This window comes from Sorangium sp. So ce834 (genome assembly GCF_051521425.1).
Taxonomy (GTDB): domain Bacteria; phylum Myxococcota_A; class Polyangia; order Polyangiales; family Polyangiaceae; genus Sorangium; species Sorangium cellulosum_D.
This window is the reverse complement of the sequence record NZ_CP150351.1, coordinates 11424999-11440490: the sequence shown is the minus strand read 5'-3', so window position 1 is coordinate 11440490 and position 15492 is coordinate 11424999. Positions and strand designations below refer to the sequence as shown.

The following is a 15492-nucleotide window of genomic DNA, read 5'->3' as shown; positions in this document are numbered from 1 at the left end:
TTCGGCTGAAGGTGCGGTCTCTCGAACCGCCAAGGCACCAAGGACGCCAAGAAAATTACAAAAATCTTGGCGCCTCATGGCGCCTTGGCGGTTCCATCATTCCGAGCAGCCCTGCCGAGCGCCGGGCCGTTCGCCGCGCTCGATCACGTCGGGCGGTGGCTCCGAATAAGGTTCAATCAAATCCATGGCTTGGCGCCGGCGCGCTCCGCAGCCGAGCGGCAGGCACAGGGCCGCTCGGGGATCCTCGACCGCTCTCCGGTCGTGATCCGCTCCGCCGACCGCGTCGCGGACCATGAGGCCGGCGTCTGGCGACCGCCGCCGGGCGCGTCGCCGGAGCGAGACAAAGCCCTCCACCCGCGGCAGAAACGCCGCCCCAGGCCGGTCGACCCGGTGATGAAAGTAAAAATCAATTGCATCTGCGTCGGCTCGTGTGCTAAGAGACATCAAGCGCTCGACAGGGAGGGAGCTGGGGTGCGGTGTGCCTTGTGGGCTGCCTATCGGATCGCGTTCGGTCCGGATGAGATGGTCTCCATGGCGTCATGGTGCCTGCGGACGGGCAGCGTCTGCGCTCTTGATGTAGGGACGCCATGAGAACAGATTTCTTCCAGCTGCATTGTACACGTGCGCGTGGGGGCGCCGCGGTTTTGGCCGCATGGAGTCGATGACATCGAATCGACGGAGATCTGTGCCATGAGCGATAGAGACACGCAGAAGCAGTTCATCCTCGAAGGAAATCTGACCAGAGTGATGTGGGAGCTCTCGTGGCCGGCGGTGCTCGCCATGGTCCTCTACGGGCTCAACGCCTTTCTGGACGCCGTGTTCGTGGGCCAGCTGATGAACAAGAGCGCCCTGGCCGGCGTCGGTATCGCCTATCCCTTGTCCCAGATCACGCTCGGTCTCGGCAGCCTGGTGGGGACCGGCGCGGGCACGGCCTTGAGCATTTACCTGGGCGCCGGCGACAGGAGCAAGCTCAACCACCTGCTGGGGAGCGTGAACGGGCTGTCGCTGCTCCTCAGCTTGCCTTACACCTTGCTCGCCTACGTCCTCGCAGAGCCGATGGTGCGCATGATGGGCGGCACCGGGGAGATCCTCGCGTACGGCACCGAGTACTTCAAGGTGACGGCGCTCGGCTCGGTGTTCTGGGTGCACGGCCTGGCCGTGAACATGACGGTGCGCGGCGAAGGCAAGATGAAGACGGCGGCCTGGATGATCTCCCTCGGCTTGCTGGTGGATGTCGCCCTGAAGCCCCTGTTCATCGACACGTTCGGCTGGGGCGTGCAAGGCGCGGCGTGGGCCACCAACGCGGCGATGTTCGTGTACTCGATCGTCGGGCTCCTGTATTTCGCGAGGGGGCGCGCCTCGTTCGACACAGCATGGCGCACGATCCGCATCGATCCGCTGATCCGGAAGCAGATCGTCTCTCTGGGCATGCCAGGCATGATCTTGACCATCATGGGGATCGCCCAGAACGTCGTGGTCTACAACGCGGTATCGAGCCATGGAACGGAGAACGACGTCGCCTTCTACGCCGCCTGCAACCGCATCTTCCTGTTCATGCTGACCCCTCTGTTCGGGTTGATGCGCGCCTTGCAGCCGGTGGAAGGGATCAACTACGGGGCACAGCGCTACACCAGGGTGAAGCGGGCCTTCAGCCTGTTCGGGCTCGTCGGCGTCGCGTTCGTCCTGCCGTTCTGGCTCGCGATGATGGTCGCCCCGAGCGCCGTCCTCAGCTTCCTGCTGCCTGGGTACGAGTTCACCGCGCAGCAGCTGCTTGATTTTCGGATCTATATCCTCGTCCTGCCCTTCCTGCCGTACGTCTTCAACGCGCTGGTGCTGTTCCCCTGCCTGGAGCGGGCGAAGCTCGCGAGCGTGGTCGCCCTGCTGAGGCAGGTGGTGCTCTACCTCCCCGTGATGTGGCTCCTCCCGAGGCTCACCGGGGTGAGCGGGGTCTACTGGGGGGCCACCGCGATCGACCTGGCGATGTTCGTCCTCGTGCTCGTCCTGGTGAACCGGGAGCTTCGCAGGCTCGGCGGGCGCGACGTGGAGACGAGCGCCGCGCTCAGCGAAGCGCCCGCCAGCTGAGCCCCGCCTCCCCAGCCCCGCCGGACGACGCGCTGGCTCCGCGCCACGCCGGCAGGCGGCGATCGTCGGCCATCGTCCGGCGGCAGCACGCACCGACCGACGCGCGCGGCGTCATTCCCGCGCGCGATCTCCATTTCCCCTTGCCCGGCCAGAATGCCCGCGCGGATCGCCGCGCCCGTCGCCATGGACGGCATCCTGTGTTCAAATGCAAAAGACTTGCAATAGATCCTGGGTTGTTATAGATGCCGCGATGTGACCGCCACGGCTCCCGCGCATCGAGGCTCAGCGCTCCCGTCCAGGGTGCGGATGAGCGTCGGCGCCTTCGCCGCGCTCGTCGCGGCCGGCGCTCTGCTCGCGGGCGGGGTCGCGTTCGCGCAGGACGCCGGCACGGGTTCGCCGGCGGAGGCGCCCAGGGATGCCGCGCCGAACGGCGAAGCGCCTCCGGCCGCCCCCCCCGAATCCGCTCAGGCTCCAGAGAATCACCCGCCGGTCCTCCTCTCGTTCGTCGAGGCCGACTACCCGGCAGCGGCGCTCGCGCAGGGCCTGGAGGGCACCGTCGTGCTGAGGCTCACCATCGAGGCGGACGGGCGGGTCTCGGCGGCCGACGTGGAGCAGGCCGCGGGGCACGGCCTCGACGAGGCGGCCCAGGCCGCAGCGCTGCGCTTCGCGTTTTCGCCCGCTCGACGAGGGGACACGCCGGTCGCCTCTCGGATCCTCTACGCGTACGAGTTTCGCCGCCCGAAGCCCCCTGCGAGCGGCGCGCTCCGCGGGCGCGTGCTCTTGCCCGGCGCGAGCTCGATCGGCGTCGCCGGCGCGGAGGTGCTGGTGCGGCACCACGACGGCTCGACCCAGCGAACGCGCACCGACGGCGAGGGCCGCTTCCAGATCGAGGGCCTCGCGCCCGGGCCCTGCGTCGTCACCGTCGAGGCGAGCGGCATCGGCCGGGCGGAGGTCGAGACCGAGATCGCCGAAGCGCGCGTCGCCGAGATCGCCTTGCGGCTCGTGCAAACTGGCGAGGCGGCTCCGATCGAGGTGACCGTGCGTGGGCCGTCGGAAGCCGAGCGGCGCCGGCAATCGGCCGAGGCCGTGACGGTCGTCGAGACGGACCGCGTCAAGCGCGAGACCTCGGACATGGGCGAGGTGCTCGCGCGCACGCAGGGGATCGGCGTGCGCCGCGAGGGAGGCCTCGGCTCGGCCACGCGCTTCTCGCTGAACGGCCTCACGGACGACCAGGTGCGGTTCTTCCTCGACGGCGTGCCGCTCGAGCTCGCCGGCTACCCGTTCGGCATCTCGAACGTGCCGGTAGGCCTCGTCGAGCGCGTCGAGATCTACAGCGGCGTGGTCCCGGTGCGCTTCGGGGCCGACGCCCTCGGCGGGGCGGTCAACCTGATCACCGATCAGGACCTCTGTGAATCGCGCGCCGGGGCGTCGTACGAGGTGGGCTCGTTCGACACGCACCGGGCGGCGCTCGCTGGCAGCTACCTGCACAGGCCGAGCGGCGTGTTCGCCCGCGCGAGCGGGTTCTTCGACTACGCGAAGAACGACTACCCCGTCGATATCGAGGTCGAGGACGCGCGCGGGCGTTTCTCGCCGGCGCGCGTCTACCGCTTTCACGACGCGTATCGCAGCGCGGGAGGCCACGTGGAGATCGGGGTCGTCGAGCGGCCGTGGGCGCGACGCTTGCGCCTGCGCGCCTTCGTGACCGACTATGACAAGGAGTACCAGCACAGGCTCGTCATGAGGGTCCCGTACGGCGGCGTGACGTACGGGGAGACCTCGGCGGGCGCGAGCCTTCGTTACGAACAGCCGCTGGGGCGCGGCGTGTCGCTCGACGCGGTGGGCGGCTATGCGTACGTCCGAGGGCGCTTCCTCGACGTCGCGAGCTGCGACTACGACTGGATGGGACGCTGCGACCCCGAGGGCAGCGGGCCTGGCGAGACGGACGTTGTCCCCCACGACCAGGTCTTCTGGGACCACTCCGCCTTCGCGCGCCTCAACGTGGAATGGCGCATCCAGCCGTCGCACGCCGTCCGCCTGTCCGTCGCGCCGACCTACGTGACACGGACGGGCGATGAGCGCCGGCAAAGCGACCCACATAGCCCCGATCCGCTCGCCGACCGCCGGGACCTGCTCACGCTGGTGAACGGCCTGGAGCACGACCTCGACCTCTTCGAAGACCGGCTCGAGAACCTCTTGTTCGTCAAGCAGTACGTGCAGGTCATCGGGAGCGAGAGCCCGGACACCCATCGCGGCCGCGACCGGAGCACCCATCGCCTCGGCGTGGGCGACGGGCTCCGGTACAGGTTCACGCCCTGGCTCTACGGGAAGGCCTCGTACGAGTGGGCGACGCGGCTGCCCAGCGCTGACGAGGTCTTCGGCGACAACACGTTCATCGCCGCCAACCTCGCGCTCGAGCCCGAGACCAGCCACAACGTGAACCTCGGGCTCACCCTCGATGCCCGCGAGACGCCGGCGGGGGCCCTCCGCGCGACGGGCAACGGCTTCCTGCGCGCGGCGGACCAGCTGATCGTGCTCCTCGGCAACGATCGCGTGCAGAGCTACCAGAACGTCTTCGGCGCACGGTCGGTCGGCGTCGAAGGCTCGGTCGGATGGACCTCGCCCGGGGAGCACCTCGCTCTCGACGGCAACGTCACCTATGTCGACTTCCGCAACACCTCGAGCGAGGGGACGTTCGACGACGTCGAGGGAGATCGCATCCCGAACCGCCCGTACCTCTTCGCCAACGGCACCGCGCGCCTGCAGTTTCGTCGCGTCTTCGCCCCCGAGGACGAGGTCGCGCTCACCTGGAACGGCCGCTACGTACACGAGTACTTCCGCACCTGGGAAAGCCTCGGCCGGCGCGACTCCAAGCAGGTCATCCCCTCGCAGCTCGTGCACTCGGCGGGGCTCGGATACGTCGTCGGGAACGGACAGGCGCGCATGAGCACGATGCTCGAGGTGCAGAACCTCACGGACGAGCCTGTGTTCGACTACTTCGGTACTCAGCGCCCGGGAAGGAGCTTCTACATCAAGGTCACAGCGGAGCTTTGAGCTTGAGAGGCAGGTCAGGGGGCGAACGGACACACGACGAATGAACAAATCACCGCCACGCCACTGAGGAGATGAGATGCACACCGTTGTAGCCGTCAAGAACCTGCTCGTTCAGTCCGGCGCATCCTGGGTCCTGTGGCTCCTGTTTGCGCTCTCGGCCGGCAGCATCGCCATCGCGGTCGAGCGCTGGCTCTACTTCCGCTCCAAGGACGACGACGTGCGAGCGCTCGCCGCCGAGCTCGACGCCCACCTGTCGAACGGCTCGATCGGCGCGGCGCTCGACGCGCTCCGGCCGATGAGGTCGGTCGGGGCGATCGTCGCCCGCGCGGGGCTGAGGCTCGCGCAGCGCGGCTCGGCCGCGGCGGACAAGGGGATGCAGAGCGCGATTTCCGCCGAGCGGAAGGCGCTCGAGGCTCGGCTCGCGTACCTCGGTACCCTGGGTAACAACGCGCCCTTCGTCGGCCTCTTCGGCACCGTCATCGGCGTGATCCTGGCGTTCGAGCAGCTGGGTCAGGCCACGGGGACCGCGGGCGCCGGGGCCGCGAGCCAGGTCGCCTCCGCCGCGGTCATGGCGGCGATCGCGGAAGCGCTCGTGGCGACGGCCGTGGGCATCGGCGTCGCGCTGCCGGCCGTCGCCGCTTACAACTACCTGCAGCGCCGGATCGCCGCGATGCTCGACGACGCCGAGACGCTCTCGAACCTGGTGCTCGCCTACCTGGCGACCGGAGAGGCTGCCCAGCCTCTCCCCGTCGAGCCCGTGCACGCGGTGCATCGTGGAGCGGCGATCCACAAGCCGACGAACGGCGAGGCGCCCCGCCCGGAGGCGGCCTAGCCATGGCGAGCGCCGGGCCGAGCGCGAGGTCCCGCCGCGGCGGGATCATCGAAGGCATCAACGTGACGCCGCTCGTCGACATCACGCTGGTCCTGTTGATCATCTTCATCGTCACCGCCAAGATCGTCGTCGCGCCTGCCGTCCCGCTGGATCTGCCGCAAGCGTCGCAGAGCGAAGAGCTCCAGACGGTGCTGTCCGTGGTGGTGCCCGCGGAGGGGCCCGTGCAGATCGACGGCGCCGCGATCGACGACGCGGCGCTCCGCGAGCGCGCGGCGGCGGCCTTCTCGCGCGATCCGCAGCTCCGGGCCGTGATCCAGGCGGATCGCGTCGTCCCGCACGGGCGCGTGATGACGGTGCTCGACACGCTGAAAGCGGCAGGGATCGTGCGCGTCGCGTTCGGCGCCGTCCGCCCCGAGGCCGAGCCTCGTACCGCGGAGAGGAGCGGTCACCATGACTGAACCGAGATTCCACCCCGAGAGCATCGCCGGCATCGTCCTCGACGCGGCGCGCGCCCACGCTCCGCCCCGGCGCGCGAGCGCCCGAGCCGGTGTGTTCGCGGCGGACAGCACGGCCGGGATCATCCTCGGGGCCGTCCAGGAACAATCGGTCCGCGCGCTCGTGCTCGCGCTGATGCCTGCAGCCGTCATGCAGGGCACGGTCGGGATGATCGCGCTCGGCTGGGGACCGGACGGCGAGGCGGCGGCTCCCATCGAGGCGCGCCCGCCGCTCCAGGTGGAGCACGTCGTCGATCTGGCCCCGCCTCCGTCGCCGCCGAGCCCCTCGCCGGTCGAGGAAGCTCCGGCGCCCAGGGCCCCCGAGCAGCGGCTGCGCGCGCCCGCGCGCGCAGCCGCTGCTCGGGGGCCCGAGGCACCCGCCGCACCGAAGGCGCCCGCGCAGGCGGCGCCCCCCGCGCAGGCAGGGCAGGTCGTCCTGGCGGAGAGCGCCGGTGCGCCGCTCGATTTCACGGGGTTCGACATGCCCGTCGGCGGCGGCGAGCGCTACGCGGGGGGCGTGACCGCCTCGGCGGGGACGAGCGCGCAAGCGGTGCATGCGTCGCGTGTGGACCGAAGCGCTCCTCCTGGGCGTCCGCAGGGGCGCCCCTCGCGCGCGAGGCCCGTCGGGCAGCCCGTGCGGGAGTGGAGGTGCCCCTGGCCGCGCGAAGCCGACGCGCTCTCGGTCGACGAACAGACGGTCGTGATTCGCACGGTCGTTCGCGCCGACGGCACCGTCGCCTCGGCGGAGCTCCTCTCGGATCCGGGGTATGGCTTCGGCCAGATGTCGCTCGCGTGCGCCCGCAAGCAGCGCTTCGTGCCCGCGGCGGACGACGAGGGGCAACCCATCACCGCGACGTCGCCGCCCATCCACGTCCTGTTCACGCGACATCCGCGAGCCACACGCGAGCCCTAGGGAAGCACGACGCGAGACAAGGAAGGAACACATGAGCTCTTCAGGTACCAGGCTCCCTCAGGTCGAGGCCGCCGCACGCCCCAGCACCCCGCGCGATGAGAGGGGGCGACGCTCGATGGATCGCGTCCGGAAGCGGGGCGCCCGATGGCCGCTCGCGGCGTCGTGGCTCTTGTGCCTGCCGCTCGCGGCAGGCTGCGGCAGCGACCCCGGGGAGAGCGGCGCCGGTGACGTGGACGACGGTGGTCCCCGCTATGCCGTCGTCAGCCGCGTCGAGAACAGTGATTTCTCGAACACCACCATGTTCGTCTGGGTGGTGGACGACGTGAACCAAGGGTCCGTCGACCTGGACGAGGCCCTCGAGATCCCTGGAAGCGGCTCTATCTGGGGGGTCCCGCGAACCGAGGTCTTCTATGTCGTCAGCTCCGAAGAGCTCACCGTATCGAGATATCGATTGGTCGGCGGCAAACCGGAGCTCGAAGAGCGGCTCGGGCTGAGGGGAGCCGGGATCTCCTTCCTCGTCGGGGAGAGGATGGTCTTCGACGGCCCCGACCGGGGCTTTCTCTTCGATCTCACCTCGGCGCAGGTGATCGAGATCGATCTCGCTGCCATGGAGATCACCCGGAGCATCGACGTGTCCGACGCGCTGATCGACGCGGCGGACTACACGTTCCTGGGAGAGCCCGACTTTCGCGAGCACGGCGGCCGGCTCGTCGCTCCGCTCTACGGCACGAGCGCGGCGTACGACCGCGTGGCCAGCGAGTCGAAGATCCTCTTCTTCGATCCGAAAGACGGCACGTTCGAGGTGAAAGGCGCCCCTTGCGGAGGCCTTTACTACACGGTGAAGGCGCCCAACGGGGACATCCATTTCGCGTCCGATCCGTACGTCGCGTCGATCTACATGACCGATCCGGAGAGGTCTCCAGCGCCGTGCATGGCGCGCATGGCCGCGGGCGAGGAAGAGCTCGATACGGCCGTGGTGGCGCTCAACGACGTGACGGGCGCCCCGACCGGCGGACTGGTGCCGGGCTCCGACGGCGCGGCGTACCTGCGCGTGCTGGACGCCGACATCTACTCGCCCGGCGCCGGCGCCACCCATCTGGAGGCGTACGCGGCGCCGGCGTGGCAGACGTGGCGCATCGAGCTCGACGACCCGACGACGGCCGAGCTCACCGATCGCCAGCCGTTCGCGGGTGGCATCAAGGTGTTCGAGGTGGAAGAGCACGCCTACGAGAACGAGTCATCCGCAGGTTTCGGCACGACCACGCTGGTGAGGACGACCGGGGACGGCGCGCCCGCGCGCGCCCTGACCATGCCCGGCGCCACGTGGGGCGTCCTGCGCATACGCTGAACCGAGACCGGGAGAGATCCGATGTCAGACCCGAGCGGACTGGTTGTGAAGGGCTTGACGAAGACCTACGCCAACGGCGTTCGAGCGCTGAACGGCGTCGACTTGAGCGTCGGACCAGGGCTCTACGGGCTCCTCGGCCCGAACGGCGCGGGCAAGAGCACGCTGATGCGCACCCTCGCCACGCTCCAGACGCCGGACGCGGGGACGATCACGTTCAACGGGATCGACGTCATTGCGTCTCCCGACCGCCTCCGCCGCCGCCTCGGGTACCTCCCGCAGCAGATCGGCGCGTACCCGGGGGTGACGGGGCGGTCTCTGCTCGAGCGCTTCGCCTGGCTGAAGGGGCGCACGGACCGCCGCGAGCGCGACGCGGAGATCTCGACGCTGCTCGCGCGCGTCAACCTGAGCGACGTCGGCCACCGCGAGGTCGCGACCTACTCCGGGGGCATGCTGCGGCGGTTCGGCATCGCGCTCGCGCTCGTCGGGTCTCCGCAGCTCCTCATCGTGGACGAGCCGACCGCCGGCCTCGATCCGGCCGAGCGCAACCACTTTCATCGCGTGCTCGCGGAGGTCGCCGCGGAGGCCGTGGTGCTGCTCTCGACGCACATCGTGGACGACGTGGAGAACCTCTGCGGGAGGCTGTCGATCGTCAACCGGGGGCGGGTGGTCGCCGAAGGGACGCCCGCCGAGTTGACCGCGCCGCTCGCAGGTCGCCTGTGGACCCGGACGTACGCGCGGGGCGAGCCGATCCCCGAGGGCGCGCTGAACGTCATGCCCACGCCGAGCGGCACCCGCGCCGTCGTGGTGCGCGATGCGTCGCCCGGCGACGGGTTCGTGGCTCATGCGCCCAAGCTCGACGACGCCTACCATTACCTGCTGGCCGAATCGCGGCAGGCGGAGGCCGCATGAGCTCGGCGCGCGTCTACGCTGTCGAGGCGTGGCACGAGCTCTGGGCGGGGCTGCGTACCTCGCTCGTCCCGCTCATGTTTGCCGGCCTCGTGGGCTACCTGTTCATCATGCTCTCGAGCGCGGAGTACCTGCGCGGCATGGGCGGGGCAGACGTCGCGCGCAACAGCCCGCACGTGGTCTTCCTGATGACCTCCGGGCAGTCGTTCTGGCTCATCTTCGCGTGGGCGTGGGTGTTCGCGCAGGTCGTCACGCGGGATCGAGCGGCAGGGCTCCACGAGCTGGTGCTCTCCGCGCCCGTGTCGCTCCGCGGGCTCTTGATCGCGCGCTACGTCGGCGCCGTCGGGCTCGCTTGCATCCTGGGGTCGTCGAGCTCGATCGGCTTTCTGCTCGTCCCCGCGCTCGCCGCGATCGGGGTGTTCCCACCGGAAGCCGTCGGCCCCACGCCGGTCCTTGCGATCGCGTCGTCGTGGGCGCTGTTCGTTGTGCCGTCCGCCATCGGCCTCGGGGCGCTCTACCTCACCGCGGCGCTGCGGACCCGGAGCACGGCCGGCCCGTTCGCCGTGGCCGCGGTGGTCATCTTGATCTGGATGGCGGCCATGATCGTCCTGCGGGGCGGCGATCTCCACACGGACATCGCGACGGTGGTCGATGCGAGCGGCTTCGGGGAGGCGGAGGCGCAGACGAAGCGCTGGACGCCGCACGAAAAGGCGACGGCGCAGCTGGCCATGACCGCGCCGCTCCTCATCAATCGGCTCCTCTGGACCCTGGTCCCCCTCGCGATCCTGGCGTTCGCGCTCGTGCGGCAGCGGCGCGAAGCGCTCGTCCTCGAGCGGGCCGGCAAGCCGTCGCCCAGCCGCGAGGAGCCCTCCCGTGGCCCCGCGCCCGTCGCCGCAGCTCTGCCGCCGATCACGACGCCTTCATGGCTGCGCGCGACGCTGTCGGAGGCTCGCTGGCACCTGGCGCTGACGACCCGAGGGTGGGCGTTTCGTGTCGGGGTCGCGCTCTGGACCCTCATGAACGTGGCAGGCGCCTTCTACCACGTGATCGGGCACGCCGAGGGGCCGCTGGTCCCACGGCCTGCGCTGCTCGCGCCGTTCCTCATCCGCCTCTGCTACGTGTTCTCCGTGTTCGCCGTGGCGGGGTTCGTGGGGGCGCTCGCTCGTCGAGACCAGCAGTCCGGGTTCAACGAGATGATCGACGCCACGCCGGCACCCCTCGGCACGCGCGTGCTCGGCCGCGCCGTCGCGGCCCTCGCGCTGACGCTGATCATGGCCCTGACGCCGACGCTCTCGGCGTGGATCGTGACAGGCCTCACCGTGCCTGCCAGCTTCGAGCCGTGGGATGCGCTGCTCGTGAACGTGCTGGTCGCTGCGCCGGCCTTGCTGGAACTCGGCGCGATCACGTTCCTCGTCCACGCCCTCGTCCGTTCGTCCGGTACCGCATACGCCGCGTCGATGCTGGTCGCGTTCATCGCGCTCGTGAATCACGAGATCGACATCGTCTCCTATCCACCCGCGCAGGTTGGGATCCCGGTGCATGTTGCCCTCTCCGAGCTCGCCGGCTGGTCGCCGTGGCTCGCGCCGGTGCTCGAGATGGGCATCCTGAAGCTGAGCTGCGTCGGCCTCGCCGTCGCGTTGGCGTGGCTCGCCTATCCGCGCGGCACGGCGCTGACGATGGTCGAGCGATGGCGCGGGGCAGCGCAGCAGCTCGCCCAGGGCGCGGGCGCGCTGGCGGCTCTCAGCCTCATCGCGATCGCCTCCTCGGCGACGGTCTTGCGCGAGCAGATCGTGGTGCAGAGCGGCTTCGCGTCGAAGAGCGAAGAGAACGCCTCCGACGCGGCCTGGGAGGCCCGTTTCTGGAAGGAAGCGTCCGCGTTCTCCGTGGAGGGCGGGGAGGTCGAGGTGAAGATCGAGCCGTCCGCGCGCGCGGCCCGCGTCCTCTGGAAGCTGCGGGGCGTGCGGGCCGGCGCGCAGAAGCTGCACGGGAGCCTGCGCACCGGAATGGACGTGGAGAGCGTCCAGGTGGACGGTTCCCCGCGCGAGGTCGTCACGGCCGACGAGCACTTCATGGTCGACCTCGGCAGCTGCGCGCAGAGCGGGTGCAACGTCGAGCTCGAGATCGCGATAGCGTCTCCCAGCTGGTTCGAAGAGGGTCAGGCGCCGTGGCTCGACGGCTCTGGCGTGTGGGCACGCGCGGTCGATCTCCTTCCGCGGCTCGGCCACGACGGCGAGCGAGCGCTGCGATCGCCGTCGACACGCCGCGAGCTGGGCTTGGCGGAGCGCCCCGACCCGCTCGACGAGAAGGCGCTCGTACCAACCCTCGCCGTGGCGCCGGCGGGTCGGTGGCGCTGGTCGGTGTCGCTCTCCGAGGAGGGGATGAGCACGCCTGCCGAGGGGAGTACGACGCAAAGCCTCGACTTCGCGGTGGCGTGGCTGCCCAGGGGCGCGGAGCTGAGGCAGCTGCGGCAAGAGGGCGTCACGGCGTGGCATGGCCCGACCCGCTCCGATACGGCGCGCGAGGTCCTGGAGGACCTCGAGAAGATGGGCGAGTGCGTCCGCGCGCGGCTGGGGGCCATCCCGGAGGTGACGACGGTCGTGCAGGCGCCTCGCGATCTCGGCGCCATCCGGGTGCACGGCGCGGTCCTGTGGCTGCCGGAAGGGGACGGCTGGGACGTGGGCTCCTCCGGCGTCGGACGCCTGAAGCGACGCGCCGCCGTGGCCGAGGCGCTCGCCGCGCGATGGCTCGCGGACCGCGCCGATCTGCGCGCGGAGCCGGGTTCGCGGTGGCTCGTCGATGGCGTCGCGGGATGGGTCGGGCTCGAGTGCGTGCGGTGGTCCGATGGCAGCGACGCCTGGCTCTCGCTCCTGGAGCGCCGCAGCGATGACGTCGTCGATGCGCTCGGCGCCGTCGACGCGCCCGTGTCGGGTGTGGCCGATGACGGCGCCGCCAGCTGGGTCGCGGCCTATGCCCCGCTGGAGACCCTCGCGTGGGCGCAGGCCGTCGGACAGGCCGAGGCGCTGCGCGCGGCCACGCAAGTCGCCGACATGGTCCGCTCCGGAGACACGGTCCGAGACGCGCTCGCAAAGGCAGCAGGCGCGGTCATGGCCGACCGCCTCCTGGGCCCCCCTGCGCTTTCGGATGTGACCGTCGCGATGGTCGACGGCGGCGCGCTGGAAGCCCGCGGCGAGCGCTTGCAGTGGGAGGGGGGCGGATGGCGGCCTGTCTCCCGCACGTTCGAGGTCGTTCAGCGCTTCTACGACGAAGAGACTCCGCCGCGCGTGGCCCGCGTGCCGGCAAAATTGGAGAGCGCCGCCCGGTTTGTCGTCTTCGACGCGTGGCCCTCGTTCGAGCGCTCGCCGCAGGACAACGTGTGGGTGGCAGGCCCGCATCGAAGGTAGAGAGGGACGCGCCCCGCCGAGGCTCCGCCGAGCGTCACGAGGATGAGGGATTGATGGCGATCAGGTGTCGCTGCGGCAGGGCGCCCTCGTCGACTAGGCCGAGGGTGCGACGCAGGGACGACGGGGGGAGCGCGCCATCCGCTAGGCTTTTTGATATCGACTCGAATTTGGCCTGAGCGACGGAATTCCAATCAACTGACGGAAGCTCGGCCCAGGAGTCCTTCGGGCAGCGCGCTCGCCGCGCGGAATCGTCGGTCGTCCGCCTTGACGTTGATGCAATTCATATGTATATGCAATGCGTATGCATATTCAAGATGTAGTCCACACATTTCGAGCGTAGGTGCGCTTCGAGGCCATGCTCCACGAGCGTGGCTTCGCGAGCAGAGAGGGGAACATTTGCGATAGCTGTCGATGACATGGCGGCGTAAGCACCGGCGCGCGGCCCGCGGGGGGGCTGACGACGTCGTGTCGTCGTGTTTTGACGAGAAGCTCGTCTGGAGGAGAACGACCGCGTTGGCCTGCGACTCTCGGGCGCTCGCAGGGCCCGCAGGTCGATGCTGCAAGGCGCACGAAGAAGAACGCTTCGACCATCTGCCGCTCGGTCGACGCGTTTACCGTGGCACCTCGTCCCGATTTGTAGGCTCGTCATTCGAGCGCGAATCGGGGCGCGACCGACGCCGTGCCTCGCGTTCGGAACACTGTGCGGAGCGAGCGGTGACGCGATCTTCAAGGCTCGCGTGCACCTCTCGCGATCGACGTCTTTTGCGCGGCCTCTCGTACCAGAGGTGACATATGCTTCAAATGCAACAATACTGCAATAACGACAGGAGCAATGCAGAGCGACGGAGCGCATCCGCCGGCGGCTGTTCCGCTCCGAGGAATACCAACGGAGAGAGCCTCGTTCCCGACCCGATCCAGCGCGGCCTCGTACATGGTGAGGCCGCCGGCGCGTTCGCTCATGGGTCCGATGCCAGCGCAGGCATGGTCGAAGGGCGCGAGCCGTCAGAGCATGTCGCCGGTCGATGGTCGGCAGGATCGCATCCTTCACGTGCGGGGCGAGCATGAACGCGTCTCATCAACGGCACTACGTGGAGCGCCACGTCTCGATCGGCGCGGACCCCATCGATCTGGCGGCGGCGCTCGCCAAATCGGGCCTGCACACGACGTACTTCGTGTACGAGCGCGACGGCGAATGGAGCGTCGCCCTCGGCGCAGCCTTCGAGCTCACCGCCGACGTGCACGGCGTGCACCGCCTCGATCCGGCGGGAAAGCAGAGCTGGACCGGCGGGGACTGCCTCGCCGCGGTCGAGGCGGGGCTCGCGTCGATCCCGCTCCGTGGCTGGCGCGCGTACGGCACCGCCTCGTTCGAGTTCGCGTACCTGCTGCACGGCATCGAGGCGAACCACGGCGCAGAGCCGTTGCTTCACTTGACCATCCCGCAGGTCGAGATCCGCCTGCGGCGCGGTGCGGCGCTGGTTCGAGCGCTGACGTCGGACGAGCTCGAGAGGATGGTGGACGTCCTCGCGTCCTCGGACCGCCGCCATGCGCGCGAGACGCGCGAGACGACGGACGTCGCCGGTCTGCCCCCGGTCCCCTCGCCCCAGGTCCTTCCCGTCACGGTGCTCGAGACGACCGGCGCAGCGAAGTACAAGGAGCTGGTGGCCGCGGCTACGAACGAGATCGCGGCGCGCAAGCTCCACAAGGTGATCGCGTCGCGGGTCGTCCCGATCCCCGCGCCCGTCGATCTGATCGCGACCTACGTCGCCGGGCGGCGCCAGAACACCCCTGCCCGGTCGTTCGTGGTCAACTGCCGCGATCTGAAGTTCGCCGGGTTCAGTCCGGAGACCGTGCTCGAGGTCACCGCCGAGGGGCAGGTGATGACACAGCCGCTCGCCGGGACCCGGGCGCTCGTCTCGGATGACGATGAAAACGCGCGCTTGCGAGCGGAGCTGCTCAGCGACTCGAAGGAGCTGGCCGAGCACGCGATGTCCGTGAAGCTGGCGTTCGAGGAGCTCAGCCGCGTCTGCAAGGAGGGGAGCGTGACCGTGAACGAGTTCATGGCGGTATCGCGCCGCGGGACCGTTCAGCACCTCGCCTCACGGCTCTCAGGCATGCTCGAGGCGGGCAACACGGCCTGGACGGCGTTCCAGGTGCTGTTCCCTGCCATCACCGCGTCGGGGATCCCCAAGAGGGAGGCGGTCGACTGGATCCGAAGGCACGAGGCGGAGAGCCGCGGCCTCTACTCGGGCGCGGTCCTGACGGTAGACCACGACGGAGCGATGGATGCAGCGCTGGTGCTGCGGACGATCTTCCAGCGGGGGAGCAGCGTGTGGCTCCGCGCGGGCGCCGGGATCGTGGCGCAGTCGACGCCCGAGCGAGAGCTGGAGGAGACCTGCGAGAAGCTCCAGAGCGTGGCGCGCCACCTCGTGCCGTCGGAGTTCGCCAGCTAGCGGGTGTGATGCAGG

8 protein-coding genes are annotated in these 15492 nt (G+C 69.8%); all 8 read left to right on the top strand.

The genetic code is table 11. The features are described 5' to 3' along the window. Positions 1-690 precede the first annotated feature (690 nt). Positions 691-2082, top strand: coding sequence for an MATE family efflux transporter (locus WMF20_RS42035; RefSeq protein ID WP_437607292.1), 1392 nt, complete (start codon positions 691-693; stop codon positions 2080-2082). A gap of 306 nt (positions 2083-2388) precedes the next feature. Further along, the gene (gene mxcH, locus WMF20_RS42030) at positions 2389-5133 is read left to right on the top strand and encodes a TonB-dependent siderophore myxochelin receptor MxcH (RefSeq protein WP_437607291.1); all 2745 of its coding nucleotides are present in this window, start codon (positions 2389-2391) and stop codon (positions 5131-5133) included. Positions 5134-5209: 76 nt separating this feature from the next. Further along, positions 5210-5965, top strand: a complete 756-nt coding sequence (locus WMF20_RS42025; protein WP_437607290.1) for a MotA/TolQ/ExbB proton channel family protein — start codon at positions 5210-5212, stop codon at positions 5963-5965. A 2-nt stretch (positions 5966-5967) separates the two neighbouring features. Then, positions 5968-6423 carry an ExbD/TolR family protein gene (locus WMF20_RS42020; protein ID WP_437607289.1) on the top strand — a complete coding sequence of 152 codons (456 nt, stop codon included), beginning with the start codon at positions 5968-5970 and terminating at the stop codon, positions 6421-6423. Further along, positions 6416-7372, top strand: a complete 957-nt coding sequence (locus WMF20_RS42015) for an energy transducer TonB (protein ID WP_437607288.1) — start codon at positions 6416-6418, stop codon at positions 7370-7372. Before WMF20_RS42020 ends, WMF20_RS42015 begins: the two co-directional genes overlap by 8 nt. A 115-nt stretch (positions 7373-7487) precedes the next feature. Then, complete coding sequence (locus tag WMF20_RS42010) at positions 7488-8720, top strand: hypothetical protein (protein ID WP_437607287.1); 1233 nt, start codon at positions 7488-7490, stop codon at positions 8718-8720. Between the two features lie 21 nt (positions 8721-8741). After that, entirely contained in the window at positions 8742-9629 is an 888-nt protein-coding gene (locus WMF20_RS42005) for an ABC transporter ATP-binding protein (protein WP_437607286.1), read from the top strand. Between the two features lie 4459 nt (positions 9630-14088). Next, positions 14089-15477: a salicylate synthase gene (locus tag WMF20_RS42000; RefSeq protein ID WP_437607285.1), complete on the top strand. Its 1389-nt coding sequence runs from the start codon at positions 14089-14091 to the stop codon at positions 15475-15477. Positions 15478-15492: the final 15 nt, after the last annotated feature.

Excerpts from the sequence above, each read along its gene's own strand:
- WMF20_RS42005 (WP_437607286.1), top strand. The coding sequence starts at position 8,742 with ATGTCAGACCCGAGCGGACTGGTTGTGAAGGGCTTGACGAAGACCTAC.
- WMF20_RS42000 (WP_437607285.1), top strand. The coding sequence starts at position 14,089 with ATGAACGCGTCTCATCAACGGCACTACGTGGAGCGCCACGTCTCGATC.
- WMF20_RS42035 (WP_437607292.1), top strand. The coding sequence starts at position 691 with ATGAGCGATAGAGACACGCAGAAGCAGTTCATCCTCGAAGGAAATCTG.
- WMF20_RS42025 (WP_437607290.1), top strand. The coding sequence starts at position 5,210 with ATGCACACCGTTGTAGCCGTCAAGAACCTGCTCGTTCAGTCCGGCGCA.
- WMF20_RS42010 (WP_437607287.1), top strand. The coding sequence starts at position 7,488 with ATGGATCGCGTCCGGAAGCGGGGCGCCCGATGGCCGCTCGCGGCGTCG.
- WMF20_RS42020 (WP_437607289.1), top strand. The coding sequence starts at position 5,968 with ATGGCGAGCGCCGGGCCGAGCGCGAGGTCCCGCCGCGGCGGGATCATC.
- WMF20_RS42015 (WP_437607288.1), top strand. The coding sequence starts at position 6,416 with ATGACTGAACCGAGATTCCACCCCGAGAGCATCGCCGGCATCGTCCTC.
- mxcH (WP_437607291.1), top strand. The coding sequence starts at position 2,389 with ATGAGCGTCGGCGCCTTCGCCGCGCTCGTCGCGGCCGGCGCTCTGCTC.